At 68.7% G+C, this 23,729-nt stretch carries 25 protein-coding genes and 2 pseudogenes; 12 read left to right on the top strand and 15 right to left on the bottom strand.

Annotated features, from left to right (window positions below; all coding sequences use genetic code 11):
• Positions 1 to 199 precede the first annotated feature (199 nt).
• Positions 200 to 607: a hypothetical protein gene (locus OHB41_RS43325; protein ID WP_266706774.1), complete on the top strand. Its 408-nt coding sequence runs from the start codon at positions 200 to 202 to the stop codon at positions 605 to 607.
• 442 nt (positions 608 to 1,049) lie between these two features.
• Here the strand turns inward: OHB41_RS43325 and OHB41_RS43320 are convergent, their stop codons facing one another.
• From OHB41_RS43320 to OHB41_RS43310, 3 genes are all read right to left on the bottom strand, one after another.
• A complete protein-coding gene (locus OHB41_RS43320; protein ID WP_266706772.1) occupies positions 1,050 to 2,111 on the bottom strand; it encodes a CU044_5270 family protein in 1,062 nt (353 codons plus the stop codon).
• Entirely contained in the window at positions 2,108 to 2,746 is a 639-nt protein-coding gene (locus OHB41_RS43315; RefSeq protein WP_266696835.1) for an RNA polymerase sigma factor, read from the bottom strand. The genes OHB41_RS43320 and OHB41_RS43315 overlap by 4 nt, the downstream gene beginning before the upstream one ends.
• 263 nt (positions 2,747 to 3,009) lie before the next feature.
• Positions 3,010 to 4,506: a dihydrolipoyl dehydrogenase family protein gene (locus OHB41_RS43310; RefSeq protein WP_266706770.1), complete on the bottom strand. Its 1,497-nt coding sequence runs from the start codon at positions 4,504 to 4,506 to the stop codon at positions 3,010 to 3,012.
• A gap of 287 nt (positions 4,507 to 4,793) precedes the next feature.
• On the opposite strand from OHB41_RS43310, the pseudogene OHB41_RS43305 reads away from it, so the two are divergent.
• A pseudogene (locus OHB41_RS43305) lies at positions 4,794 to 4,914 on the top strand (cyanase); the annotation flags it as partial.
• A 335-nt stretch (positions 4,915 to 5,249) separates the two neighbouring features.
• Positions 5,250 to 5,522: a hypothetical protein gene (locus tag OHB41_RS43300; protein WP_266706768.1), complete on the top strand. Its 273-nt coding sequence runs from the start codon at positions 5,250 to 5,252 to the stop codon at positions 5,520 to 5,522.
• Positions 5,523 to 5,826: 304 nt separating this feature from the next.
• Here OHB41_RS43300 and OHB41_RS43295 read toward each other — a convergent pair whose 3' ends face one another.
• On the bottom strand, positions 5,827 to 6,804 hold the full coding sequence (locus tag OHB41_RS43295; RefSeq protein ID WP_266706766.1) for a hypothetical protein: 978 nt from the start codon (positions 6,802 to 6,804) through the stop codon (positions 5,827 to 5,829).
• Positions 6,801 to 7,508, bottom strand: coding sequence for a hemerythrin domain-containing protein (locus tag OHB41_RS43290; protein ID WP_266706764.1), 708 nt, complete (start codon positions 7,506 to 7,508; stop codon positions 6,801 to 6,803). The genes OHB41_RS43295 and OHB41_RS43290 overlap by 4 nt, the downstream gene beginning before the upstream one ends.
• 73 nt (positions 7,509 to 7,581) lie before the next feature.
• Between OHB41_RS43290 and OHB41_RS43285 the strand changes: the two genes are divergently transcribed.
• Positions 7,582 to 8,226 carry a TetR/AcrR family transcriptional regulator gene (locus OHB41_RS43285; RefSeq protein ID WP_266706762.1) on the top strand — a complete coding sequence of 215 codons (645 nt, stop codon included), beginning with the start codon at positions 7,582 to 7,584 and terminating at the stop codon, positions 8,224 to 8,226.
• Between the two features lie 1,094 nt (positions 8,227 to 9,320).
• On the opposite strand, the gene OHB41_RS43280 is transcribed toward OHB41_RS43285, so the two are convergent.
• Together OHB41_RS43280 and OHB41_RS43275 are read right to left on the bottom strand one after the other, a co-directional pair.
• Positions 9,321 to 9,512, bottom strand: a complete 192-nt coding sequence (locus tag OHB41_RS43280) for a hypothetical protein (protein WP_266706760.1) — start codon at positions 9,510 to 9,512, stop codon at positions 9,321 to 9,323.
• A gap of 14 nt (positions 9,513 to 9,526) precedes the next feature.
• Complete coding sequence (locus OHB41_RS43275) at positions 9,527 to 9,754, bottom strand: DNA ligase-like domain-containing protein (RefSeq protein WP_266706758.1); 228 nt, start codon at positions 9,752 to 9,754, stop codon at positions 9,527 to 9,529.
• Positions 9,755 to 10,062: 308 nt separating this feature from the next.
• On the opposite strand from OHB41_RS43275, the gene OHB41_RS43270 reads away from it, so the two are divergent.
• Positions 10,063 to 10,452: a hypothetical protein gene (locus tag OHB41_RS43270; protein WP_266706756.1), complete on the top strand. Its 390-nt coding sequence runs from the start codon at positions 10,063 to 10,065 to the stop codon at positions 10,450 to 10,452.
• A gap of 598 nt (positions 10,453 to 11,050) precedes the next feature.
• A complete protein-coding gene (locus tag OHB41_RS43265; RefSeq protein ID WP_266706754.1) occupies positions 11,051 to 11,179 on the top strand; it encodes a hypothetical protein in 129 nt (42 codons plus the stop codon).
• A 351-nt stretch (positions 11,180 to 11,530) separates the two neighbouring features.
• Here the strand turns inward: OHB41_RS43265 and OHB41_RS43260 are convergent, their stop codons facing one another.
• The 6 genes from OHB41_RS43260 to OHB41_RS43235 all read right to left on the bottom strand — a co-directional run bounded on the left by OHB41_RS43260 (position 11,531) and on the right by OHB41_RS43235 (position 15,447).
• A complete protein-coding gene (locus OHB41_RS43260) occupies positions 11,531 to 11,824 on the bottom strand; it encodes a DUF1330 domain-containing protein (protein WP_266706752.1) in 294 nt (97 codons plus the stop codon).
• A gap of 33 nt (positions 11,825 to 11,857) precedes the next feature.
• Entirely contained in the window at positions 11,858 to 13,291 is a 1,434-nt protein-coding gene (locus OHB41_RS43255; RefSeq protein WP_266706750.1) for an MFS transporter, read from the bottom strand.
• Positions 13,288 to 13,650 (bottom strand): MarR family winged helix-turn-helix transcriptional regulator, encoded by a 363-nt coding sequence (locus tag OHB41_RS43250; protein ID WP_323138606.1) that lies wholly within the window; start codon positions 13,648 to 13,650, stop codon positions 13,288 to 13,290. Before OHB41_RS43250 ends, OHB41_RS43255 begins: the two co-directional genes overlap by 4 nt.
• Before the next feature lie 120 nt (positions 13,651 to 13,770).
• Complete coding sequence (locus OHB41_RS43245; protein WP_266706746.1) at positions 13,771 to 13,983, bottom strand: hypothetical protein; 213 nt, start codon at positions 13,981 to 13,983, stop codon at positions 13,771 to 13,773.
• On the bottom strand, positions 13,974 to 14,108 hold the full coding sequence (locus OHB41_RS43240; protein ID WP_266706744.1) for a hypothetical protein: 135 nt from the start codon (positions 14,106 to 14,108) through the stop codon (positions 13,974 to 13,976). Before OHB41_RS43240 ends, OHB41_RS43245 begins: the two co-directional genes overlap by 10 nt.
• Positions 14,109 to 14,823: 715 nt before the next feature.
• The gene (locus OHB41_RS43235; protein WP_266706742.1) at positions 14,824 to 15,447 is read right to left on the bottom strand and encodes a TetR/AcrR family transcriptional regulator; all 624 of its coding nucleotides are present in this window, start codon (positions 15,445 to 15,447) and stop codon (positions 14,824 to 14,826) included.
• 433 nt (positions 15,448 to 15,880) lie between these two features.
• Between OHB41_RS43235 and OHB41_RS43230 the strand changes: the two genes are divergently transcribed.
• The 4 genes and pseudogenes from OHB41_RS43230 to OHB41_RS43215 all read left to right on the top strand — a co-directional run.
• Positions 15,881 to 16,105: a hypothetical protein gene (locus OHB41_RS43230; protein ID WP_266706740.1), complete on the top strand. Its 225-nt coding sequence runs from the start codon at positions 15,881 to 15,883 to the stop codon at positions 16,103 to 16,105.
• Positions 16,106 to 16,199: 94 nt separating this feature from the next.
• Positions 16,200 to 17,072: an NmrA family NAD(P)-binding protein gene (locus OHB41_RS43225; RefSeq protein ID WP_266706738.1), complete on the top strand. Its 873-nt coding sequence runs from the start codon at positions 16,200 to 16,202 to the stop codon at positions 17,070 to 17,072.
• Positions 17,073 to 17,093: 21 nt separating this feature from the next.
• Complete coding sequence (locus OHB41_RS43220; RefSeq protein WP_266706736.1) at positions 17,094 to 17,924, top strand: oxidoreductase; 831 nt, start codon at positions 17,094 to 17,096, stop codon at positions 17,922 to 17,924.
• Positions 17,925 to 18,030: 106 nt separating this feature from the next.
• Positions 18,031 to 18,432 (top strand): annotated as a pseudogene (locus OHB41_RS43215) (hypothetical protein); the annotation flags it as partial.
• Between the two features lie 145 nt (positions 18,433 to 18,577).
• On the opposite strand, the gene OHB41_RS43210 reads toward OHB41_RS43215, so the two are convergent.
• Both OHB41_RS43210 and OHB41_RS43205 read right to left on the bottom strand, forming a co-directional pair.
• Positions 18,578 to 19,018, bottom strand: a complete 441-nt coding sequence (locus tag OHB41_RS43210; protein WP_266706734.1) for a hypothetical protein — start codon at positions 19,016 to 19,018, stop codon at positions 18,578 to 18,580.
• Positions 19,019 to 19,360: 342 nt separating this feature from the next.
• Complete coding sequence (locus OHB41_RS43205) at positions 19,361 to 20,479, bottom strand: ScbA/BarX family gamma-butyrolactone biosynthesis protein (RefSeq protein WP_266706732.1); 1,119 nt, start codon at positions 20,477 to 20,479, stop codon at positions 19,361 to 19,363.
• 1,498 nt (positions 20,480 to 21,977) lie between these two features.
• Between OHB41_RS43205 and OHB41_RS52125 the strand changes: the two genes are divergently transcribed.
• Together OHB41_RS52125 and OHB41_RS52120 are read left to right on the top strand one after the other, a co-directional pair.
• Complete coding sequence (locus OHB41_RS52125) at positions 21,978 to 22,496, top strand: cytochrome P450 family protein (RefSeq protein ID WP_323138461.1); 519 nt, start codon at positions 21,978 to 21,980, stop codon at positions 22,494 to 22,496.
• Positions 22,497 to 22,498: 2 nt separating this feature from the next.
• Positions 22,499 to 23,041, top strand: coding sequence for a cytochrome P450 (locus tag OHB41_RS52120; protein ID WP_323138605.1), 543 nt, complete (start codon positions 22,499 to 22,501; stop codon positions 23,039 to 23,041).
• Positions 23,042 to 23,729: the final 688 nt, after the last annotated feature.

The raw sequence follows: 23,729 nt of genomic DNA, 5'->3' as shown, positions 1-23,729 counted from the left end.
CGTGCCCGTGACGTGCTGTGATGATGCTCACTGCAAACATGAGGCGCCCCTCGGGTACGGTGGCGGAGTCGAACGTGAGGCACCCCTCCGGATGACCTTGAAGCCAGCCGACTGACCCGGGATTTCCGGATCTCGGTTCACATGGAAGCGGCGCCCGCCAGATCGGCGAAGCCGCGGCAGTTCTGTAAGGGAAATGACCATGAGCAGCATGACGAAGCGCCTCTCGATCGCCCTCGCCTCCACCGCGCTGGCCGGCGGAGCCCTTCTCGGAGCCGGCGGCTCGGCGTCGGCCGCCACGGCCTCGGCACCCGTGCAGCACACGCAGTACGTGTCCGTACAGGCCGCGGCCCACAAGGGCGAAGCGGCCTCGTGGCACGGCGTCAGCGCCGCCCGTTGGTACCAGGGCCAGGTCGACGAGGCGACGTCGTCGCACCGGGTCACTGCCGCCCGTTGGTACCAGGACCAGGTCGACGAGGCGACGTCGTCGCACCGGGTCACTGCCGCCCGTTGGTACCAGGACCAGGTCGACGAGGCGACGTCGTCGCACCGGGTCACTCCCGCCCGCTGGTACCAGGACCAGGTCGAGTGGTCCCTGAACCACAGCTGACACGGCCCGGGCCGCCCCACTCCGGAACGGCGGCAGTTGCATGGACAGCAGCACGGCCGCCCCCCGTTACCGTTTTCGTAGCCTCGCAATGCGGTTACCGGCCTTCGGAGTTGGCATGACTACCTCCTCTCGTCGAGTGCATGGCTCGGGGGGTGTCACCAACTCCGAAGGCATTGACAGACCGCCACTTTGGGACAGGACCACCGGGCCCGGCTCACCCACCGCTCCTCATGGCTCGACCACGACGGTGAACTTCCCCTGGTGGAAGGCCTGTTGATCCGGCTGAAGGTAAGGTCGAGTATCTGTCGACGGACGAGCCCTTGCCGCCGCGTCAGGCGACGTTGTCCCCGCTCATGCCAGGCCCGGTTGGCGCCGGTTGGGGGATGAGGGCCGCCCGGCTGCTGAGTGGTGGTCAGCGGCCGGGCGGTTGGGGTGTGTGGGGTCAGGCGCGGGTGCCTGCGGGGAGGTCGCCGATCTTGTTCACGACGGCGCGGGAGAGTATCGCGCTGGTGCCGGTGAGCATGCCTGCCTTGCCCTCCGGGGTGTCCTTGACGAGGTAGCTGCGCTCGCCGAGGAACAGGTGGGTGTTGCGGTCGAAGATGTATTCGGTGCGTTCGCCGTTGGAGACGTGGGCGATGGCTTCGCCGTGGCGGCCGGCCGCGTCGGTGGCGTCCTTGACGAGGACGACGCCGGGGATCTTCGCGGCGGCCCGCCAGATGCTGGAGGCGACGTTTCCGGGGACGATCGACTCGGACACGGTGTCGCCGACCCAGTTGAACGCGGCCGCGTCCTTGCCGGGGGCCTGGCCGCGGGTGGCGGTGTAGATCTGCTTCAGCAGGGTGTCGGGGTTGGTGGACAGGGAGGCGATCTGGGGGACGGTGCCCGGCCTCGGGGGCTGCGCTGCTGCGTGGGGGTTGACGATGCCGGGGCCGCTGTTGTGGATGGTGATGTTCTGGCCGCCCTCGTGGATGAGGCCGTTCTTGGAGGGGTCGGCGGCCAGCCACACCTGGCGCTGGTGGACGGCGTCGAGCTTGGCCGGGCCGCCGATGGTGCGCTGCTTGACCTGGTGGGTGAAGCCGACCTTGCTCTTGACGTAGATGAACTGGTGGGCGCCGACGGCCGGGGTCTTCTGCTTGCCGGCCGCGTCCGCGACCTGGCTGAGGAAAGCGGTGGCGCCGTGGGCCGAGGCGGGCTGCACGGTGATGACCGATGACATCGCCACACTGTCGTCAGTGGGTCCGGTGCCGGAGCCGGTGACGCTGACGGCGACGGCCGCGGCGACAGCCAGTGCCGCGGCGGGCGCGGCGATCAGGCTCCAGCGCGGCATGCCGCGCTTGGCTGCGGGAGACGGCTGCGTCTGCGCGCCGGTCTGGGTGACTTCCTGCATCAGATATTCCTCGAGACGTTGAGACCGGGCGGGAGAGAGACCTGGTGTGCCGGGGCGCGGCAGCAGGTGGGACAGCTCCTGGCGCTCGACCTCGTGACCGTGCTTCGGAGCGTTCATCGGGCTTTCTCCTGTATCGACCGGACCGCGGGTGTGCGGTCGCCCTGTATCTGTCGGACGGGTGCGGGGGGTTCCACTCTTTTTTTCCCGCGCTTCAGTTCCTGCTCGGTCAGTTTGAGCAGACGCCCCCGTGCGCGGGACAGGCGGGAGCGGACGGTGCCGACCGGGATGCCCAGGGCCTCGGCGGCCGCGGCGTAGCTGAGGTCGGACCAGACGCACAGCATGAACACGTCGCGGTCCCCGCGGCGCAGCCTGCCCACCGCCGCTCTGGCGGCGGCGAGTCTTTCACCGTCGTCGATGCGATCGGCGACTTCGTCGGCGAAGTCCGGGACCGTCTCCGGTGTGGGGAAGCGGGCCAGGGTCTGCTGGTGTTTGCGCGCCGCGCGGCCGCGGTTGCGCAGGACGTTGGTGGCGATGCCGTAGACCCAGGGGCGGACGCTGTCGTCGCCCTCCTCCAGCCGCTCCCGCAGCCGCCACACTTCCAGGAACGTCAACGACACCGCGTCCTCGGCCGCCGACCAGTCACCCGTGGCCCGGTAGGCGTGCGCGTAGATCGCCTGGCCCAGTTCCTGGTACAGCTGGCGGAAGGCTTCTGGATCGCCGGCTCGCAGACGAGCTCGCAAGGATTGCTTCACGCAGGTACCTGTCGGTTGTACCGGGCCAGTTCCCGTGAGGTGGGTCACAGCCAGGTGAGGCGCAGCAGGACTACGGCATCCCTGTGGTTCTTCTCAATCGGAGGTCTCACGCGGCCCATTGCCGCCGACCTCGGTGGCAGCGCCATGATATGTCGTTGAATTATGAAGTAGCCGGTCCGCCCGACTGCACCCCGGCGGCGACTCTGCCAGACACCATGAGCGAACCACCGGCCGGCCGAAGCGACCCGCGCACACCTGGAGCATCAGGCATAGCTCTGAGCCCGGTACGTCTCCAACAGGCGTAGCCAGACCTCGCTGGCGGTGGGGTAGCTGGGCACCACATGCCACAGCAGGGAAAGCGGGACCCTCGCGACAATGGCCGTCGTGGCGGAGTGCACGAGATCCGCGACGCCTGAACCGACGAACGTCGCACCCACCACCGTGTCGCTGGCTCGGTCGATGACGAGTTTGGCGCGCCCGAGATAGTCATCACGCATCACGTACGTGCCGGCGAGGGCGGCCATGTCGTACTCGACCGTCGCCACGTCGAGCCCCGCTTCGCGGGCCCGCCGCTCGGTCATGCCGGCTGATCCGACCTCCGGATCGGTGAACGTCACCTGCGGGTTGCCGCGATGCCCGTCAGCAGCCCCCCGCACACCGCTCTGCGCACCCGCCACAGACTGCCCCGTGGCGCGAGCAGCGATCACCTCGCCGGCGACCCGCGCCTGGTACTTGCCCATATGAGTCAGCAACGCACGCCCGCAGACATCACCGACCGCGTACAGCCAATGCCCGCTCACCGCCCGTACGACTTGCTCGTCGTCCACCTCGAGGAAGCCGGCGTCCGGGCATCCGACCGACGACAGGCCGATGTCCTGAGTGTTGGGGGTACGGCCGGTGGCAAGCACCAGTTCGTCGCAGACGAGCGTGCTGCCATCGTCCAGCCAGACGGTTACCTCTCCGCCGTGGGGCAGTCCGACTCCCGTCTCCCGCGGATCGTCGCGTCCCACCTTGGTGATCGACCTCCCGGGAAGCAGCCGCACCCCTGCATCCCTGAGCCGGTCGCCGACCATGCGCCCGGCAAACGGTTCCTCTCGCGGCAGCAGCTCGGTGCGCCGGTATACGACGCTCAATTCGGCCACGCCCAGCGCCCGCAGCCAGGTCGCCGCCTCGCATGCGACCACTCCACCGCCCAGGACGACGACCCGGCGCGGCACCTCGTGCAGGTTGGTGACATCGCGGGAGGTCCACGGCCGGACTTCTGCCATGCCTTCGATCGGCGGCACCGTGGTGCAGGACCCTGTGTCGATCACCACCGCGTGCCTCGCGGTGAGGTCACGGGTGCCACCCGCTGCCATCTCCACCGCCACCGAGCGCTCTCCGTCGAGGCGCCCGTACCCGCGGACCACGTCGACGCCGGCACCGAGTGCCCACCCGATCTGCGAGGAGTCGTCGAGGCCGTTCACGACGGTGTCCCGGCGAGCCAGTGTCGCCGGCACGTCCAGCACGTGATCAGTCAACAGCGACGCCACACCGGGCACATGCTTCGCGTTTCCCAGTACGTCAACGGGGCGCAGCAGGGCCTTGCTGGGCATGCAGGCCCAGTACGAGCACTCGCCACCCAGCAGTTCAGCTTCCACGAGCACCGCGTCCAAACCCGAGAACTGTGTGGCGTATTGAGCCGCGTTCTCGCCCGCCGCGGCGCCACCCAACACGATGACGTCCCACTCGGAGCGATCAGGATCCACACTTGCGGCCATAATCGCGCCTCCCTATTCCGATTGCGAAAAAATCGGGACGGATGAACTGCTGGAAATCGCCTTTCGCGGGAGATGTATCGGGGCACGGAATGCACAAGCGTCCCGCGCTGGGCATACGGGAGAAAGCCTACGCCTCCGGCCCGGTTCGAGTAACCGCAGGCGAATGAGGCCGTGGACTGGCAAGGTTGGACTCGAGTCGGACTGGTATCTCCAGGTCCGTCAGCACGGACACCCTCTTCGCCGAAACGCTGGGGGACGACTTGGCAAAGGGCATAAAGACCAGCATTCAGTTTGGCGACGGCATCGTCAGCGCCATCGACTTCAAGCTGCACGCCAAGAAGGTCGCCGACCCCGAAGGCGGCGAGCGCGGGCATCACACTCGGCGGCAAGTACCTCTCGGCCCCGCCGGGCCCTGAGAGGGCAATGGCGAAACACGCGGTGAACCGTTCAGGACTGGCCCCCGCAACGGGGCTACGCGCCATCACTACATCCCATTCGTGATGTCTTGGCCGTTTCGAACAGCAGCCGATGGCTTGGAGCCGGCGTCGCTGACCCACCGCGCCGTAGACCGCGCGTCCCGGACGCGCATCCTCTGTGCTGCCGCATCCGTCACCGCGACCCCAGTCATGAGCGAACACCTGACCGCGCACAACTCCGTCGCCGGGCTCGCGGATCCCCACCGCCCCCAAGTTGAACATGTTCAAAGATGGGGCTAGGGTCGCCTCCAGCGCAATTACCGGGGGGTGACCGTGCGCATTGCAGTGATCGTATTCAAGGCCGTACTCGTTGTTGTCGCTACGTGGATCGCTCTCATCACGGGCCTCGGGCTGGTGGCGTTCATGCCTGCTCGCGTGCAGTACTACGCGATCTCTCCAGTCAGCATCCTCCTCTGGCTCGGCTCCCTTGTCGTGGTCCCCATGTTTACCTGCATGGCGCTAAGCCGCTGGATCAAGAAGGTGCCGGGCTCGCCGCCCCCGGCGCACCACGCGTCTGACCAGCCCGACCTCGATTCATGACCGGTCACCTGCCTACAAGGTGGCATCCAGCGAACGAGAGCCAGCGCCGCGGCTGAGTCTGCAGGACGGGAGTGCGTTCGCATGCGGACGCGAGGAGACGAAGGCCGGGACCGATTGGGGTTCCCGGCCTTCGTGCTGCAGGCCGGCCGTGCAAGGCTGCCGTCCGCACATCCGCCAGCTACCGCTCCAGAGTCCCGGATCGCAAGGCTGCTCGTGGCGCATCCGCAGGGACGGGGCACTGACGCGAGGCGTCGCGTCCCAGGGGCGGCTGTTTCTTCCGGCAGACCCTGGATAACAAGGTGTATCAGTCTGTCTGGCGTTGGGCGGCAAGGGCGTGCAGGCGGGCGGAGGTGCCGTCACGTCGCGCGCGCCACAGCCCGTACTTGGCCAGTAGTCCGTTGGAGACGGTCAGCAGTGTCCGGTACGGGGGTGCGGCCAGGCCCTTGGACGTGTGAGGTGCGTAGACGGCCCCCTTCTCGGTGACTGTGAGCCAGCCGGTGAGCGTGCGCATTCCCAGCCCGACACACTGCGGTTGGAAGGCGTGGGCAAGGAAGCCTGCTCTGCGGCCGCCGGGCGGAAGCAACCCTGCGGGGATGTCCAGGTGCAGTCCGGTCTCGTCGTGGCCGGTGACTTTCACGGGGACGATGACGGGCAGACCGTCCGCGCCGCGGTAGGCCAGAAGCCGGTGCGGCAGCCGGTGGACCTGACGGGCGACCGCGGCGACGTCGACGCGCGGGCCGGTGCCGTTCTTCGGTGCCTTCTGTTCCGCCGGGAACTCCGGCCAAGCGGCGCCTGTGACCGCTCTCGCCCCTCGGGCCGCGAGGTTCTCCCACACCGCGACACGCTGCAACTCGACGTCCACGAAGACGCGTTCCTGGTGGTACTCACGCAGGAGCCAGTCCCACAACGGCCCACGTCTCACTTCTCCGAGGAACGGCTCGGAGGCATGCATCAGCTCTGCAAGGCGCTCCGGTGACGGATGCATGTCCACCGACGCAGCGCCCTGGGCCAGCACGTACGCGTCACTGGCGGCGAAGCCGTGCTCACGGGTGTGATAGGCGACGGCGACGTTCGGGTCGCGCAGGATCCGTTCGAGTTTCTTCGGGAAGCCGAGAGAGGTGGTGAACCCGACCCGGGCGGCCTCGCGGCTCCCGAGGCCGAGCGGTGAGACGCTGGTGACCACGGCGCCGCCGGCCGGAGTGACGTAGGCGACCGCCACGGTGAGGTCGCCCCTGATCACAGGGTCGGCGGCGTCGGGCCACCTGAGCGGCGCGGACGTCATACGCCGGTCCCGCGGAGAATGCCGAGATCGGCCTCTGCCTGGAGGCGCATGGCGGGGACCAGCGGACGCACCGGCTCCGGCAGGCCCGAGAGCACCAACTCGACCTCCGCAGAGGTGCCCACCTCGTCGAGGAACCCGACCATGAGGTGCCCGGCCACGGGGGGAGTGGTCGCGATCACGCGCTGTGCGAAGTCCTGCCACTCCGCGGGACTGACATGTTCGCGGAGCGCCGGGAAGAGGACGGGCTCTTCATGGGTGAGGTGGTCGTGCACGACGTCTCGGACCGTCACCGCGGCGTCGTGCAGCTCGGCACGAACCGCCGCCTCACCCGGGGTGGCCGCGCCGTCGCCGGTGCCGGCCGTCGTGAGCGGAACGCCAGCGACGGCTTCGCCGACGTGGACGGCGACTCCGGCCAGCCGGTCGAGCGCCGCGTCCAGTTGGTCATGCTCGTCGGTCAGTGAGTCCAGCGACTGTGCGGCGGCCGGCGCTTTCGCGGTGATCCGGGGCCACAGGTCGTCGTCCTCCGTCTGGTGGTGGTGCCGGAGGTTGGCGACCAGGAAGTCGCGCAGCTGCGCCGTCGCACCGAGGGGGACCGAGGCGTCGAGGGCCGCTTCGGCCAGCAGCGTGGTGGCCGCTCGGTGGACGTCGTGGGCCAGCCGGGTCTCGACGACCGCCGGCACGTCCGTGGGGGGAGTCAGTGTCATGAAGCGCAACATATTCATTAGAGGAACCTATTGTCAATATAGTTACCTATCGTGCACGCGGTACACTGCGTCTGTGACGACGACCCGGAAGTACACCTCGACTCGACGCGTCAGCTCGGCGGCAGCCACCCGTGAAGCCATCCTGAGCAGCGCGCATGCGCTCTTCCTCGCACGTGGGTACGCCGGGGTGACCGTCGCGGAGATCGCGCACGCGGCGAAGGTCGCCGTACCGACCGTGTACAGCAGCGTGGGCAACAAGCCCGGCATCCTGACGGCCCTCCTGGAGCCGGCTCTCACGGACCCCGCCATCGCCACGACCCTCGCGGCAGTCGAGGCCACTGACGATCCGCACGCCGTGATCGGCCTGACGGCCGCGGGCACCCGGCTCACGCATGAGCGTCATTGGGACCTGGTGTACGAGATCTTCTACCGGAACCCGCCGGGCGAGCCCGCCGTCAAGGCAGTCCTGGACAAGGGGGCCGACGACTACGTCCAAGCTCTGACCCTGGTGGCCGACCGTCTCGTCGCCCTCGGCGCGCTCCGCGCCGAGGTGAACCGCGCGGAGGCCATCGATCTGCTCTGGTTCCATCTGGGGCCGCACGCCTGGATCACGCTCGTCGGCGAACGCGGATGGCCGTTCGAGCGGGCGCAGGATTGGATTGCCCGCTCGGCCTGTCATGCCCTTCTGTCTGATCATTCCGCAGCGACTTCGAGCTAAGGGCTGTGCCGTGATCCCCGGCGGGCGCACGACGACAGCTACGGCACCTCGCAGCGTTGTCGGATCGCCCGAATACGCCAAGTATGAGGCCGACCCTCCGCCGTGCGATGCACCCATCTGACGCCGCGCGCTAATACACCGGGGATTACGGGACAGCCCTTAGCGCCACGCACTGGGCCTGGCGGCGATGAGACTCCACGGGGTGGAAAGCCGCAATTCGGCGATACCTTCATCTCGTCACTGCTGTGCTGCTAACGATGCGGCCGCGTTGGTGGGACAGTACGAGACCCCGGACCTCCGCGGCCCGGGGTCTCTCTGCGCTCTGAGGTCTCCGATCGGTTCAATGACCTGCCGTAGGAGTGTTACGCCCACTCCCTATACCGCGTACGCGGAGTACGCCGAGTTGATCCTGGCGGGCACGCTCGGGGGAATTGGAAGCCGTTCGATGTCACTGAGTGCCAGGAGTGCATGCGGCTGGAGAACATCATCCGTAGCTGACAGGGACATCGCGGAGTGCAGATTCGCTGAGCTAGGGCGCTGGTTCGTACACCACGGGCCGCAGCAGCTCTCTGGGCGGCGCGCTGCACGATCTCCTGCGTGCCCAGGTCACCCCCCGCCATCGGCTGGCCTCCTACAGCGCCAAGCACTGGCACGCCCAGCTCAGCCAGCTCACCGAGACCCGCCGCGGCTACGAAGCCCTGGACGCCGCCGGCCTCGACGTCCGCCCCGACACTCTCATCAAGTGGCTGTCGGACCTTGAGTACAACGTCCGCCGCAGCTATCGCGATCTCATCCACACCGCGTACGAGAACGTCGCCATCATCCCCGCCGACCCGATCCCCGACACCGTCAAGGACGGCCGGTTCGAGATCAGCGGCCTCGTCAAGACCGGCGCCGACGAACGCGAACGCGGCACCCGCCGTGCCGCCCCTCTGCGCATCGACGCGAGCCGCGGGGACTGGAGCGACATCGAGGCGCTGTGGCTGGCCGGCGACCTGCGTGACGACGACTTCGAGGACCGCTTCATCGACGACGTCGTCGTGGCCGACATCGGCGAAGGCACCGACGGCTGGGAATTCTCCGGCAGTTCGTACTCAGTCGAGCTCAGGTGACGGTACCCGGGCCCCGTTCTCGATCGGGGCCAGGAAGGTGCCCACGTCTCCGGTGACGGCTATCCATGTGTTGTCCAGGATCGCCATCGCGTGGACGGATACCCCGTGTCCGGTGAGCGGCTTGCCGATCCGCTGGTCGTTGGCCGGGTCCCAGATCCGCACGATGCCGGTCATGCCTGTGGTGACGGTTACCGGCGTGCCGTCGAGAAGCGTGCACGCCACCGCGTAGACGGGGTGTCCGTCCCCGCCAGGTGCAGCAGATCGAACGCGACGAAGTGCGCCGGCCACCCTTCGGCGGCCTGGGCGGCTGCGGCACCCCGGCGTTGAAGCCGGCCCTGCAGCCGTTCGAACGCGAGCCGGTCCTGCTCCCGCATGACCAGTTCCCCGTCCAGGGCGGTGGCGTCGGGCAGCCGCACCTTCTCTGGGGTTCTGGGCTGTGGCGTTAGCGAGTTGGTTCACGTTGGTACAGCTCAGCGCCATTGATTGGGAGTCCAGCCACTGCGACAGGTGTGGTGCTGTCGCCTGAAGGGGCTGTTGGGCGGCCATCTCGTTGACGAGGCTGCCGTGGAGCCGGGGTGGCACTGCGGGGCCGTGCGCCGGGTACTGTCGCCGGGCGGTCCGCATCATGGCGAGGGTGTCCACGTTCTTCGCCATAAGACGATCTTGGACACCCTCATTCTCGCCTCCGCAGGCACCCCTTGGACCACCCCACCAGGAGGAACCAGTGTCGTACCTGCAATCGCTCACCCCCGAGGAGAAACTCGCCGACGCGAAGAAGCAGCTGAACCTCCCGCGTATCGTCGTGATCTGCGGCTCCACCCGTTTCATGACCGAGATGACCGAGGTCGATCTGCGGGAGACCAAAGCTGGAAAGATTGTCGTCAAGCCGGGTTGCGACATGAAGTCGCCGCACGAATTTTGGTCCGATCCTGTCGAGGCCGAGAGGCTGAAGGTTCGACTCGACGATCTGCACCGAGCGAAGATCCGGCTCGCTGACGAGGTGCTTGTAGTCGGCGACTACATCGGAGACAGCACCCGAGCCGAAATCGCCTACGCCCGGTCGCTGGGCAAGCCCGTGCGGTTCACGCACCCCGAAGTCGACCCCGACGCCTGACCGCCCACCGCAACACCCTCCGCAGGCACCCCCTTGAATTGATCATCTAGGTCTCAAGGCGGCGTGGGAAGCGTGGAAGAACCACCGCGACGGTGAAGACGCGGACGAGGCAGAGGCGAAGGAGGGCGGCCGCAGCTCGTTGGAGGTCGCCGCAGTCACCTTCGCCAACGGCGGTGACAACATCGGTGTCTACGTCCCGGTGTTTGCCACCTGTCGGCGTACACCTGAACGTCCCCACCCACGTACGGGCGAACGCGGCCACTTCCTGATGCGTTGAGGAGGGCTGGTCGGCACTCTGCTGCGTAGTCGGTGTGCTGCGGCAGGGGGGGTGGCCGGCGATGGTCTTGGATCCGCGTCGCTGGTCGGAACTACGTCGATTTCGGGGGCTGTTGGAGTCCGGGGCAATGAGCCTGTCGGAGATCGCCCGAGCTACCGGCTCAAGAACCGTCTCCAGGCCATCGAGCGCGAGAACCAAGTGGCCTAACAGCTGGGGACGTTCGCCCGTACACAGCTGGGGAGAGAACCTCGTACGCCGACAGCCGGGGCACCGCACCTGGACCGCGCCCTGGCCAAGGTCGCCAGAGGCGGCGGGGAGGCCGTGCTGATCGACGGCACCCTCATCCCCACCCGCCGCCGCACCGGCAAGGACAACCGCAAGAACTATTCGGGGAAGCACATGCGCCACGGCCTGCACTTCCTCGCCTCACCGACAAACGCGGACGCCTGATCTGGATCTCCGCCGCGGGGCCCGGGCGCACCCACGACATCGCCGCCGCCCGCCACGACCACATCGTCGAGCACCTGAAAGCCGCCGGCCGCGCCCCCGTCGAGCACGGCTTCGCGCACCTGAAGACCTGGCGCATCCTCACCAGACTCCGCACGAGCCCCGCCCGCGCCACCAACCTGCTCCGCGCCTTGCTCGTCCTGACGAACCTCGAACTCGACCGCTGACAGACGATCAAGACCGAAGACAGCCGCCCACGACCAGTACGAGCACGCACGAACCCCGCCACACCAGCAGCCGCACCAGCGAAAACCAAGATGGTGGATCTTCAGTGAAGATCCGACTGGACCTCGGTCAGTCGATGCCTTCGACGATGCGGAAGTCGCGCTCGACGCCGTCGGAGAGGGCGCCCAGCGCCTCCTGGTAGGCCGCACTCTCGTGCGCCGCGACGGCCTGTTCGAAGCTGTCGAACTCGATCAGGACGGTGCGCTCGGCGATTCCGGCGTCATGCGCCACGACCCGACTGCCACGGGCGAGGATCCGACCGCCCCCGGCCTCGACGGCCGGGCCGGCCAGCTTGTTGTAAGCAGCCAGCTTCTCAGGGTCTGAAATGGTGCGGTAGGCGCTGACCCAGTAGCCCTTGGGCATGGAACCTCCAGTGTTGGGATGAGTGCATCTGACTTACGGGTTGGTCTCGGACGAGCGTCGGCGGGCGAGAGCGAGGCTTGTCAGAGTCGTGATCGCCATGGCGCCGATGCCGACCAGTGCCGCGGTGGTGTAGGCGCTGTCGTCGGGGAAGAGGTGGCCGGGGCCGGTGCCCGCGGCGAGGATCAGGCCGCCGATGGCGCTGCCCAGGGAGTACCCGACGCTGCGGACGACGTAGTTGAAGCTCATGGCGCTCGACGTCTCGCTCTTGGGGGTGACGGCCAGGATGACGCCGGGCATCGCGGCCGAGAAGCCGCCGACGCCGAAGCCGAGCACGCCCATCGCCGCGAACAGTTCGGCCAGGTCCGACCGGGCCGCCGCGAACAGGGCGAACCCGCCGCCGACCACGACCGCGCTGCCGGCCAGGAGCAGGGGGTCGGCGATCCGCGTCCGGACCCGCGGAGTGAGCTTGCCGGCGACGAACCCCAGCACCGAGAACGGGATGAGGACCAGCCCGGCGACGAAGGTCGTCAGCCCGAAGCCGTAGCCGGCGCCGTGCGGCGTCTGCGCGTACCGGGTGATGAGCGTGAGCAGGAGGTACATGCCGATCCCGCCGACGAACATGGCGAGGTTCGCCCCGGCGACCGCCGGGTGCCGCACCGCCCGCAGATCGACCAGGGGCGTCGTGCTGCGCAGCTCGATGACGGCCCAGACGCAGAGCAACACCACCGCGACGACGGCGAGGCCTGCCGCCACGGCGAGGTGCCGGCTCCATAGATTCCGTTCGCCGGCGAGGAACAGCACCAGGAGCAGCGCAGCGGCCAGGACGACGGCGCCTGCCACGTCCACGTGGGCGGAGCGGCCTTCGGGGGCTTCGGGCATGGAGCGCCACGCGGTCAGGAGGGCGGCGGCGGTGACGACCAGGCCGAGGCCGTAGGCGGCCCGTACCCCGCCGAGCTCGGCGAGCAGTGCGGCCAGCGGGTAGCCGACGCCGGCCCCGATGATCGAGACCACCGAGATCAGGGCGATCACGGCCGCGCTGCGCTTTTCGGGGAGGTGGTCCCGGGCCACGCCCATCATCAGCGCCGTCAGCCCGAGCCCTACGCCCTGGGCCGCCCTGCCGGCCAGCAGCCACGCGAACGGCAGCGGCAGCACGGTGAGCGCGCTGCCGGCGACGACGACCGCCAGCGTGGCGAGGATCGTGGCCCGCCGGTGCGGGCCGGCTCCGAGCCGGCCCAGGACCGGCGTGGCGACGGCGCCGCTGAGCAGCGCGACGGTCAGCGTCCACTGCGCGCTGCCGAGCGAGACGTGGAACGAGGTCGCCACGCTGGTGATGAGCGGCGTCCCGAGGCTGGCGACCGCTGCCACGACCAGAGCGATGAACATCAGGGCAGGGACCAGCAGCCGCGCCTCGGAACGCGCCACCGGGAACGCCTTCACCGCGACCCCGCGGACCGGCTGCCCGGTCACTGCTTCGGCCCTTCGCGGTCCTGGCTTTCGAGCTCTGCCAGATGCTTCAGCGCCGGAAGGGCCGCCACCAGCGCCTCGACCTCGTCGCCGGTGAGCTCGCCGGTCAACCGCTCGAACGCGTGGACGCCCGCCTGGCGCCGCGTCCGGACATAGGAGGCGCCGGCCTCGGTCAGGCACACCAGCGTGACCCGCTTGTCGGACGCGTCGCCCCGCCGCTCGACCAGGCCGGACTCCTCCATCACCCGGACCAGGGCGGTCATCGCGGGCTGGGTGACGCCCTCGACCGCGGCCAGATCGGTGATGCGCCGCGGGCCGGTCCGGTCCAGGGTGGCCAGGGTGGCGGCGGACGTCAGGCTCATGTCCCGGGGCAGGCGTCTCGCGGCCCTGGTGGCCAGGCCGTAGAGGGCTGCCCCGATGGCGGCGGACGCGCCAGGAGCGGTGTCTTGACGACTCATGCTCGAAGCATAGCGTTTTTATATTCATAGTTTATGGAAATGGTCGGACAGCCGGTTCAGCTTCGCCCGCAGCGGCTCCAGCTTGCCCCGCACGTCGACCGGCAGGCCGAGCACCTCGCCGACGGCCCGGACCGTGACCGGCCCGGCCGCCTCCCGCACGATGGCCACCAGCCGCTGATGGTCCTGCGGCGGCCCGTCGGGGTCGATACCGGCGGCGCGGGCCGGGATCAGCAGCACCGACCGGCCGCCCACCTGGACTCCGGCGCCGGCGGCGCGAGCGACAGGTACTGCTCGAAGCCCTGCTCGCTGATCCGCTGCACGACCCGCCCGGCCACCACCAGCTCATCACGCTCGACCCGCACGTCGACCAGCTGCTTGACCAGCTCCTCTTGCGGTGGTCCATCAGCTCCTTGAGCACGTCGGGCGCGACGCCGGCGTCGGCGTGCCGCTGGGCGTGGCTGTGCCGGTAGGCGTGGAGGAAGACGCGGGCCTTGTCGAAAAGGGATCTGCCGGTTTGTGCGCCGCCCGTCGGTTTCCACGCGACGTTGACGTAGAGGTCGGGCAGTCCGTTGACCCAGGTGCGGTGCCACTGGGCGAGTAGGTCCTCGCTGATCGTCTTGATGCCGTGGGGGTTGCGCATCTGCGTGGGCAGCAGTGCCAGGCCCTTCGTGGGAGTGTTCGGGAAGCGACGTCGCACGGTCGCCTACTGCCGGGTGATCAGGGCGGCGGTCGCTGCGGCGATGGGCAGGCGCCGGCGCAGGCGGTGGAACTTGTAGTTGTCGTAGATGCGGACGGGCTGACCGTCTTCATCGGCATCGAGGCAGTCCCAGCGCAGATAGCTGACATCCTGGGGCCGGCGCCCCGGTCGGTGATCAGTTCCACCGCGATTCCGATGTGCGGGGGCGCGATGGCATCGAGCGCGTCCAGCTGGGAGCAGAGCCCCCTCCTTCTGACTATGCGCGGCAGACGTCGCGAGGTCTTTGCTGCCTGGCACCGGGCCAGACGAGCGATCGGCGGCGACGTCGATGGTGAGCCCTGCTGAGACTGGTTGTGCTCTTACGTGCCGTGGCGGGCTGGTCAGGTCTGAGGGGCGAAGGATTCGATGTAGTCCAGGGCGCCGTGCAGGGCGTCGCGCAGCGGGATGGTGTTGCCGGCTGCTTGGTCCAGCAGCATTCCGCCCTGGAACGCGGCTGCCAACAGGTGGGTGAGCGCGGCGGGTTCGGCTTCCGGGCGTAGCTCGCCGCGCTCCCGCATACCGGTCAGTCCTCGCAGGAACAGCTCCTGCCACCGCTCGAAGCCGTTGGCGATCGCACCTTGGTGGGAGGGCTGGGCCTTGATCACCTCGGCGGCCAGCGAGCCGAAGGTGCATCCGCCGTGCAGGGCTTCGCGCGCGGCGACGAATGTGTCGGCCCACAGGCGTAGGGCGGCGAGGCTGTCGAGTTTGCCCTCAGGTATGCGCGGGTCGGTGACGATCTGCTCGGCCTGCCAGTCCAGTACGGCGCTGACCAGGGATTCCTTGGTGGGGAAGTGGCGGGTCAGCTGGGAGCCGCTGACGTCGGCGGCCGCGCGGATCTGCTCGTTGTTGGTGTTGTGCACGCCGTGTTCGTAGATCAGATCCGCGGCTGCGCTGACGATGCGCTCGCGTGTCGCCTCGCCCTTGGCGGTCAGCTTCCGGGGCCGCCCTTCGGTGGTGGTGGTCATGGCGACCACGCTACCATAAAATGGGCTTGACAGCCCCTTTTTTTTGGTGTTCCATGAGGTCGAGATGAAAAAGGGCTGTGAAGCCCCTTTTTTGGAAGGAGTGGAAACGATGTCCAGCCAGCCCCCACCGCAGGCCGCTACGCCGGCGTCGTCACACACCGGCTCCACACCGGCCGCCTCCGGCGTGGGTGCCGCCCACCCTCGCTGCTGGGGCACCGCTGTCCTCGATCCCCTGCGCCATGAGCGAGGGCCCCATCCAGCGACGCTTCGGACGGACGTTCCCCGCGGTGTCCGGCACGGCCGTGATGGTCCTCGCCGTTGGCTACTGGCTCGCAGCCGTGGACGCCACCCCGAACTACTGGAGCGGCATGTTCACGGGCCTGCTGCTTGTCGGCCTGGCAGGCGGGACTTTCGCAACACGACCCAGGCCCCGATGTTCGCCGCTGCCGGGACCCTCGCCCCCGAACGCGCCGCCACAGGCAGCGCCCTGCTGAACATGAGCCGCCAGATCGGCAGCGCCGTCGGCGTGGCTCTGCTCGTCGCCCTCACCGCCCAGCCCACCCTCACCAGCTACCGCCATGCCTGGCTGATCCAAGCCGGCACCGGCCTCGCCGCGGGCGCCGCCCTGCTCGCGCTGCGTTCCCGCCGCGAGACGTGAAAGCCCGGCCCTACGAACCGCCCCACACCCTCCTGACGTGTCCACACACTTCAGGATGAAACGCCCATAACAATCTTATGGAAAAGGACCTCTCGTGACCCGCAACCTCCTGGTGATCGGCGCCACCGGCCAGACCGGCGGCCACACCACCCGCCTGCTCCTCGAACGCGGCCACCACGTCCGCGCCCTAGTGCGCCGCAGGGACGACGCCGCCGCACGGCTCGCTGACCTCGGCGCCGAGATCGTGGAAGGAGACGTCCAGGACCTGCACTCCCTGGACCGTGCGACGCAGGGCATCGACGCCCTCTACTTCACCTACCCCATCCTGCCAGGACTGATGGATGCCACCGCGAACGTGGCCCAGGCAGCCGAGGACAACGGTGTACAGGCGATCGTGAACATGTCCCAGAAGTCCGCCCGCCGCGAGAGCGCCAGCAACGCGGCCCGCCAGCACTGGGTGGCCGAACGCATCCTGGACCGCTCTCCTGTCGCCGCGACCCACCTGCGCCCCACCTTCTTCGCCGAATGGCTGGTCAACATGTGGGACGGCAGTGGCGAGCTGCGCTTCCCCTTCGCCGACGGGCGTCACGCCCCCGTCGCCGCCAGCGACCAGGCCCACGTGATCGCGGCCATCCTCGAGGACCCCGCCCCGCACGCCGACGAGATCTATCCGCTCTACGGGCCGATCGAGCTCAACCACCGCGAGATCGCCCAGAAGATGACGCAGACGCTGGGCCGACAGGTCACCTACGTGCCCATCGAGCTCGATGAGTTCGAGGACCTCCTCAAGAAACGCAACATGTCACCGCACATGATCCAGCACCTGCTCGCCGTCGCCGTCGACTACCGCAACGGGATTTTCGCCGGCACCAACGACTTGGTGAAGACCATCGGCGGCACCGAGCCCCTCGACGTCGAATCCTTCGTCACCCGTAACCGCGCCTTCTACGACGCCCACACGGCCTGATCCATCCCACAGGAGAACCCGATGAGTGTTTGGTTCATCACCGGCTCGTCCCGCGGCCTCGGCCTGGAAATCACCCGCGCCGCGCTTGCGGCAGGACACCAGGTCGTGGCAACCGCCCGGAAGGCCGAAGCCGTCCGCACACAGTTCCTCGACGCCCCGGAGGTGCTGCTGCCTCTCTCCTTGGACGTCACCGACGCCAGCAGCATCCAGGCGGCCGTCGACGCAGCCGTGGAGCAGTTCGGACGCATCGACGTCCTGGTCAACAACGCCGGAACGGGCCTGCTGGCAGCCATCGAAGAATCTGACGACGCGGCAGTCCGGCGGATTTACGAGACCAACGTCTTCGGCCTGCTCGCCGTCCAGCGCGCGGTTCTTCCGGTCCTGCGGCGCCAGCGTGCCGGACACGTGATCAACATCAGCTCGATCGTCGGCTTCGCCACCTCGCCCGGATGGGGAATCTACGCCTCGACGAAGTTCGCCGTCGAAGCCATCGGCGAGACCCTCGCCGCCGAACTGGCCCCTCTGGGCGTGCACGTCACGCTCGTGGAACCGGGCTTCTTCCGTACCGACTTCCTCGACTCTGCCAGCCTCCACACCGACGTCGAGGTCATCGAGGACTACGCCCCCACCGCCGGCGCGGTGCGCAACGCCATGACCGACCTCAACCACGCCCAGCCCGGCGACCCAGCCAAAGCCGCCCGCGCCATCATCGACATTGCCCAGACCCCGCAGCCCCCGCTGCGCCTCCAGTTGGGCGCCGACACCCTCCGGGCCTACGAGGCCAAGCTCACCAGCGTCCGAGAAGAAATGGACGTCTGGCGCCACATCGCCCTCAGCACAGACCACGACTGACAAACGCGGGCCTGCGGCGCTGCAGCATTGCTGCTGCAGCGCCGCGCTGGTATCTGACGCGCTGCCACTCAATCCGTGCACCTGGCCTCAGGATCCCGGGCCCGGGAGCGGCCTCACGTACACCGCGATCACCCTCGTATCCAGCGGTCTGGAAGCCGGAGCTGTCATCGCTGCCGACCATCCCGTCGATCCCACGGTCACGGTCACGGTCTCGGGTACCTACATCCTCTACGGGACGATCTCTCGCATGTTGCTGGGCATGTTCCTCGTCAGCTTCGGATACGCCGCGAGCAAGGCATGTCTGCTGCCGTGCTGGACTCACCGCACGGCCTACGTTCTGGACGCTGTGAACTTGGCCTTTGTGCCGTCCCTGTTCTTCGGCAACACCCCGGCCGATTTCTATGCCGCCAAAGGTTGGGGTACCACCGCACTCATGGGCGCCCTCCTCAGCTACTGGCTCCTTGCTGTCGGCATCGCGACCTTCCGCAGTGCTGGGCGGGTGCGTTGATGGCCGGCGCCCCGCACCCCGCGTCTGTTGTCTGCCATCCGGCACGCGGTGCGGTAGGTCCGTGGAGGCGGAGAAAGGGAGGAACGCCGGGACCTGTGGATCAAGTCAGTCGCGGTGGTGTCGCTGACGTAGTCGGTGACTGGCGTTAGCACGGACGCGCCGGGTTCTTCCTGACTCGGCGAGCAGGGTGAGGACGACGGGTGAGGGCAGGGTCTCGACGGCCTTGCGCTGGAACCAGTCGGATCCCGTGGTGACTTCCTCCGAGCTCCACGGCTCGCCCATGGTGATTGACCGCAGCACGCCATTCGTGCAGCCGGTGGGGGAGGAACACCCGCTCCGCGCTGACCTCGGCCATTGCGTGGGCCCAGGAGGTGAACCCGTCGTCGGTCAGCAACTGCGCCGCGCGACGGTCGAGGTGGCGGACGATGGCCGACTGCGCCATCGTCGTGTCCGGGTCGCGCAAGATTCTGGTGACCAACTCGGCTTCGTCCTCGTCACGGACGACGGCCAGCTCATCCAGGTAGCGGGCGAATCGCTGGTGCTCGTCCTCGGTGGAACGGTCATTGGCGCTGTTGGTGCCATTCACTCCGTGGCCTCCTCGGGGCACTCGACCAGGTGGCCGTGGTCGAAGCGGGCACCGGCTCGCACCAGTGGCACGAGAGGGCCGAGACGCTCAGGTGTCACATAGTCCCATTGCGCTTGGTGGGGTTCGACTCCTCGCTGTCCATGAGTTCGTCCACACGTCCAGCTGCTCCTCGCGGTGATGACCCGTCGTGGATACGGGGTTGGTGGCTCTGACTCTGTGGTGAGAGGGATGCGGGTGCCGTGGCTGGTTGGGTGTGGGGGTTGGGTTGCGTGGGTGGTGGGGGTTGGTGGTGGGTTGGGTGTGGGGGTTGGGTTGCGTGGTTGGTGGGTTGGGGTTGGTGGGTTAGGGGTGGTGGGTGGGGGTGGTGGTGATGTGGGCGGTGAAGACGGTGTGGTTGTTTTGGTGGCCGGTGACGTGGATGGTGCGGGTGTTGGTGGGGGTGTTGGTGGGGGTGTTGGTGGGGGTGTTGGTGGTGGGGGTGGTGTGGGTTCGGTTGTTGTGGGTTCGGTTGTTGTTGGTTCGGTTGTTGTTGGTGGTGGTGTTTTGGTTGGTGTTTGGGGTGGGGGTGTCGCTGGTTGTGTGGGTGGTGATGTAGGTGGGGGTGTGGTGTTCGGTGTAGCGGTGGAAGGTGGCGTGGAGGGTGGTGAGGTGGGTGGGGGTGGGGTGGGTGTGGGTGTGGGTGGCTTGGCGGGCGGCTTCGAGGAGGACCATGCCGGGGATGTGGTCGGTGGTGTGGTCGAAGAGGATGGGGTGGTGGGGGTTGGGGGTGAGTTGCCAGGTGTGGGGTTGGGGGGTGGGGGTGAGGACGAGGTCGAGGGGGAGGTGGCGTCCGTAGGGGGTGGGGTCGGTGGGGGGTGTGGGGGGTGGGGTGGGTTGGGGGGTGGGTTGGGTGGTGTGGGGTTGGCGGAGGCGTTGGTAGGTGGTGGGGGTGAGGCAGGTGAATTGGCCGCCGCCGGTGGCGGTGGTGTGGCCGTTGCGGGTGATGTGGATGTGCATGGTGAAGTCGGCGAGGCGTTTGCCTTTGTAGCGGAGGGTGGTGCAGGTGGCGGTGAGGGTGAGGTCGGTGGGGGTGGGGCCGATGTGGAGGTGTTGGGGGTGGGTGGTGAGGTGGATGTTCCACATGAGGAAGTGGTGGTCGAGGGGGACGCCGAGTTCGGCGTGGGCGAGGTAGAGGCCGGTTTGGCGGATGGTTTCTGCGGCTTGGAGGGGGTCGTGGTGGGTGCCGTCGGGGGTGGTGTAGAAGGTGTGGGCGCGGGGCCATTGGGCGGTGAGGGTGTAGTGGTTGTCGCCGGTTTTTTCGCTGCCGGTGAGGAAGACCTCGGCGAGGCTTGAGCGGTGGACGTATTCGCGGGGGACGGTGGTGGTGAGGCGGGGCATGGGGGTGGTGGGGGCGGGGTGCGGGGGTGGGGTGGTGGCGGGTGGGGTGGGGTGGTTGTCCTGGTGGACGGTGAGCAGGGTCATGGGTGTCTCCGTTGCGCCGTTGGATGGGCTGGGATCGACCGTGCAGGGTCATAAGATACGAACCTACCGGTTTTCTTTTCAAGGGTGGGCGGGGAATTTCGCGGCCGGCGGTCGGGTGGAGGGTCCGGGCGGGCGGGGTGGCGGGGGTCGGTGGCCGGGGGCGGGCGGGGTGGGGATCTTTCCGGGTAAACGGGGGGTTGTATTCCGTTCTGGTGGTGTCTTCCGTGGGTGCGGGGTGCTGTGCGAGGCTCGGGTTCGGTGGCGGGGGTGGGGTGGGGCTCTCGCGGGTGGCGGGTTCGGGGGCTATGGTGAAACCGGCTGAGCGGTTTGGTTTGGGTGCTGTTTTGGGCGGGTGCGGGCCTGTGCCGTGGGCGTGGGCGTGGGCGCGTGCGCGGGTGTGGGTGTGGGTGGTGTGAGGGTTCGGGCCGGTGCTGTGGGTGGCGGTGCTGGTGGCGGGGCCGGGATGGTGCGGTGCTGGTGGTGTGGGGGGTCGGGGGGTGCCGGCCGGGGGTGGCCGTGCGGGGGTGCGGGGGGGTGCGGGTTGGGGGTGGCCGTGCGGGGGTGCGGGGGTCGGGGGGTGCGGGTTGGGGGTGGCCGTGCGGGGGTCGGGGCGGGCGTGGGGTCTGGTGCCGGTGTGGGTGTCGTGTCTGCTTCGTTCCTGGTGGGGGTGCGGGGGTGGTGCGTTGCCGGTTTCCTCGTGGTGGGGTGACGGGCCGTTCGGTGCCGGGCGGTTCGGTGCGGGGCGGTTCGTGGTGGCGGGGGTGTCGGGTGGTGCGTGGGTGCGGGGCGGCCTTGGTGGCGCTGGGTGTGCCGCGCCGTGCCGTGCTGTGTTGTGTTGTGGGCTGGCGTTTTGTGCCGGTTTTGTGTTGTTGGTGATTGTTTGTATTGCTGTGTTGGTTCGTGTCGTTGTGGTTTTTCCGGTGTTTTCGCTGTCTGCGGGGAGGGTCTGATGGTGCGTCGGCTGGATGGGCGTGAGCAGGGTCGCAGTGGGCTGGACGGGCTGGACGGGGGCGAGGCGGCCGGGGGCGGGGTGGCCGGGGGCGGGGTGGCCGGGACGGCCGGGAGTGAGGCGGCGGCGGTGGCTGGGTCGGGGGGCGGTGGGACGGCCGGGAGTGTGACGGCGGTGGCCGGGTCGGCGGGGTCGGCTGGGCTTGCGGGGAGTGAGGCGGCGGTGGTGGCGGGGCTGGCGGGGCTGGCGGGGAGTGGGGCGGGTGTGGGGGTGCTGGGTGGTCCGGGTGGGGTGGTTGGGGTGGGTGGTTCGGGTGGTGGGGGGTGTCCGTTTGTGTTGGATGTGTTGGGGCGGGATGTGCAGGGGGAGGCGGCTGTGTTGCGGGGGCGGGGTGCGGTGTCGCGGGTGGTGTTGCCGGGTGGGGTGGGGGCGTGGGTGGTGACGGATGCGGGGGTGATGCGTGGGTTGTTGACGGATGGGCGGGTGTCGAAGGATGCGTATCGGCATTGGCCGGCGTGGCGGCGGGGGGAGGTGTCGGGGAGTTGGCCGTTGGCGGTGTGGGTGTCGGTGCAGAATCTGGTGACGTCGTACGGGGCGGAGCATCGGCGGTTGCGGGGGTTGATGGCGTCGGCGTTCACGGCGCGGCGGGTGGCGTTGCTGGGGCCGCGGGTGGAGGAGATCGCGGGGGGTCTGCTGGATGGGGTGGAGGAGGCGGCGGGGCGGGCTGCGGGCGGGGTGGTGGATGTGCGGGAGTTGTTCGCGCTGCCGTTGCCGGGGCTGGTGATGTTGGAGTTGTTCGGGATTCCGGAGGAGTTCCGGGGGCCGTTGCGGGAGATCATTGACGGGTTTTTCGATACGGCGGTGTCGTCGGTGGAGGCGCAGGCCAATTACCGGGCGCTGTATTCGACGATGGGGGAGTTGGTCGCGTTCAAGCGGCGTTGTCCGGGTGAGGATCTGACCAGTGCGCTGATCGCGGCGGGTGATGCCGGTGGTGCGGGTGGTGCGGGTGGTGCGGGTGGTGCGGGTGGGGGTGGGGGTTGGGTGGGAAGGAGCTGGTCGACAACTTGATCATGTTGTTGAGTGCGGGGTGTGAGCCGACGGTGAATCTGCTGGGCAATGCGGTGGCGTTGTTGCTGGGGGATGTGGGTCAGCTGGAGTTGGTGCGGTCGGGGCGGGCGTCGTGGGGGGATGTGGTGGAGGAGGCGGTGCGGGTGGAGGCGCCGGGGGCGAATGCGATTTTGCGGTATGCGGTGGAGGATGTGCGGGTGGGGGAGACGGTGATCGGGCGGGGGGATGCGCTGGTGATGTCGTTCGCGGCGGCGGGCCGGGATCCGGGGGTGCACGGGGAGGATGCGGATGTGTTCGATGTGACGCGAAAGACGCGTCGGGAGCATCTGTCGTTCGGTCATGGGGTGCATTACTGCCTGGGGGCGCCGCTGGCGCGGCTGGAGGCGGAGATCGCGTTGCGGGCGTTGTTCGGGCGTTTCCCGCGGATGCGGGCGGCGTTCGGGCCGGGGGAGCTGCCGCGTACGGAGTCGTTCATTTCGAACGGGCCGCGGGTGCTGCCCGTGGTGCCGGGCCCGGCGGCTCACCCGGCTGCTGCGGCCGGGTGAGCGACCGGGCCTGCCGGACTCCGCCAGGCCCGCCAGGGCCGCTTGGCTTGGTGGGTTTGGTGGGTTTGGTGGGTTGACCGGGGTGGGGGTCCTGGCCGGTGCCGGCCAGGGGCTGGTGCGGGGCGGTGTGTTGTCTGTTTCGCGGGCCGGGTCGCCCTGCGGGTGCGGTGTGTGTGGTGGTGGTGGCCGTTCTGGGGCGGTGGGCCGGGCGGTGCCGGGGATGGCGTGGGTCCGGGGGTGTCGGCTGCGTCAAGTTCCGTCATCCGGGCTTGCCTTGCCTCGTCGTGCCTTGTCTTGTCTCGTGGGGCCTGGTGTTGTCTTGTCTCGGGTTTGCCGGCTGTGGTGGGTGGTTGTCGGTGGCGGCCGCCCGGCGCTCTCCTTGTGGCTGTCTCGGGCGGGTTTTTGTGGGGCCGGCCGGTTCTGGCCTGTGGCTTGTCGCTGCTGTGGGCGCTGTGGGTGCTGTGGGTGGAGTGCGGGCTGAGGGGGAGGCTCCGGTCGGTGGTTGCCGGAGTTTTCGGCTGGTGCTGCCCGGACGGGGCCGGCGCCGGTGGGGGTGGGGTGCTGCTGGTTGTGACGGTGCGCGGGAGGCCGGGGGCGGGGGGTTTCGTGGCCGGTGGCCGGTCCGGGAGGCCGGTTGGGGGTTCGCGGACCGGGGAAGGGTTCCGGTCCTGTCGGGTGCGGCCGGTCC

Origin of the sequence: Streptomyces sp. NBC_01571, assembly GCF_026339875.1 — a bacterium.
Lineage (GTDB): Bacteria > Actinomycetota > Actinomycetes > Streptomycetales > Streptomycetaceae > Streptomyces.
Note: the sequence above shows the minus strand (reverse complement) of the source record. Positions and strands in the feature narration are given on the sequence as shown.

Coding starts and splice junctions, on each gene's coding strand:
- OHB41_RS43325 (WP_266706774.1), top strand. CDS start 200: ATGAGCAGCATGACGAAGCGCCTCTCGATCGCCCTCGCCTCCACCGCG.
- OHB41_RS43320 (WP_266706772.1), bottom strand. CDS start 2,111: ATGAACGCTCCGAAGCACGGTCACGAGGTCGAGCGCCAGGAGCTGTCC.
- OHB41_RS43310 (WP_266706770.1), bottom strand. CDS start 4,506: ATGGCCGCAAGTGTGGATCCTGATCGCTCCGAGTGGGACGTCATCGTG.
- OHB41_RS43295 (WP_266706766.1), bottom strand. CDS start 6,804: ATGACGTCCGCGCCGCTCAGGTGGCCCGACGCCGCCGACCCTGTGATC.
- OHB41_RS43290 (WP_266706764.1), bottom strand. CDS start 7,508: ATGACACTGACTCCCCCCACGGACGTGCCGGCGGTCGTCGAGACCCGG.
- OHB41_RS43280 (WP_266706760.1), bottom strand. CDS start 9,512: ATGACCGGCATCGTGCGGATCTGGGACCCGGCCAACGACCAGCGGATC.
- OHB41_RS43260 (WP_266706752.1), bottom strand. CDS start 11,824: ATGCCCAAGGGCTACTGGGTCAGCGCCTACCGCACCATTTCAGACCCT.
- OHB41_RS43250 (WP_323138606.1), bottom strand. CDS start 13,650: ATGAGCCTGACGTCCGCCGCCACCCTGGCCACCCTGGACCGGACCGGC.
- OHB41_RS43235 (WP_266706742.1), bottom strand. CDS start 15,447: ATGACCACCACCACCGAAGGGCGGCCCCGGAAGCTGACCGCCAAGGGC.
- OHB41_RS43230 (WP_266706740.1), top strand. CDS start 15,881: ATGTTCGCCGCTGCCGGGACCCTCGCCCCCGAACGCGCCGCCACAGGC.
- OHB41_RS43220 (WP_266706736.1), top strand. CDS start 17,094: ATGAGTGTTTGGTTCATCACCGGCTCGTCCCGCGGCCTCGGCCTGGAA.
- OHB41_RS43205 (WP_266706732.1), bottom strand. CDS start 20,479: ATGACCCTGCTCACCGTCCACCAGGACAACCACCCCACCCCACCCGCC.
- OHB41_RS52120 (WP_323138605.1), top strand. CDS start 22,499: ATGTTGTTGAGTGCGGGGTGTGAGCCGACGGTGAATCTGCTGGGCAAT.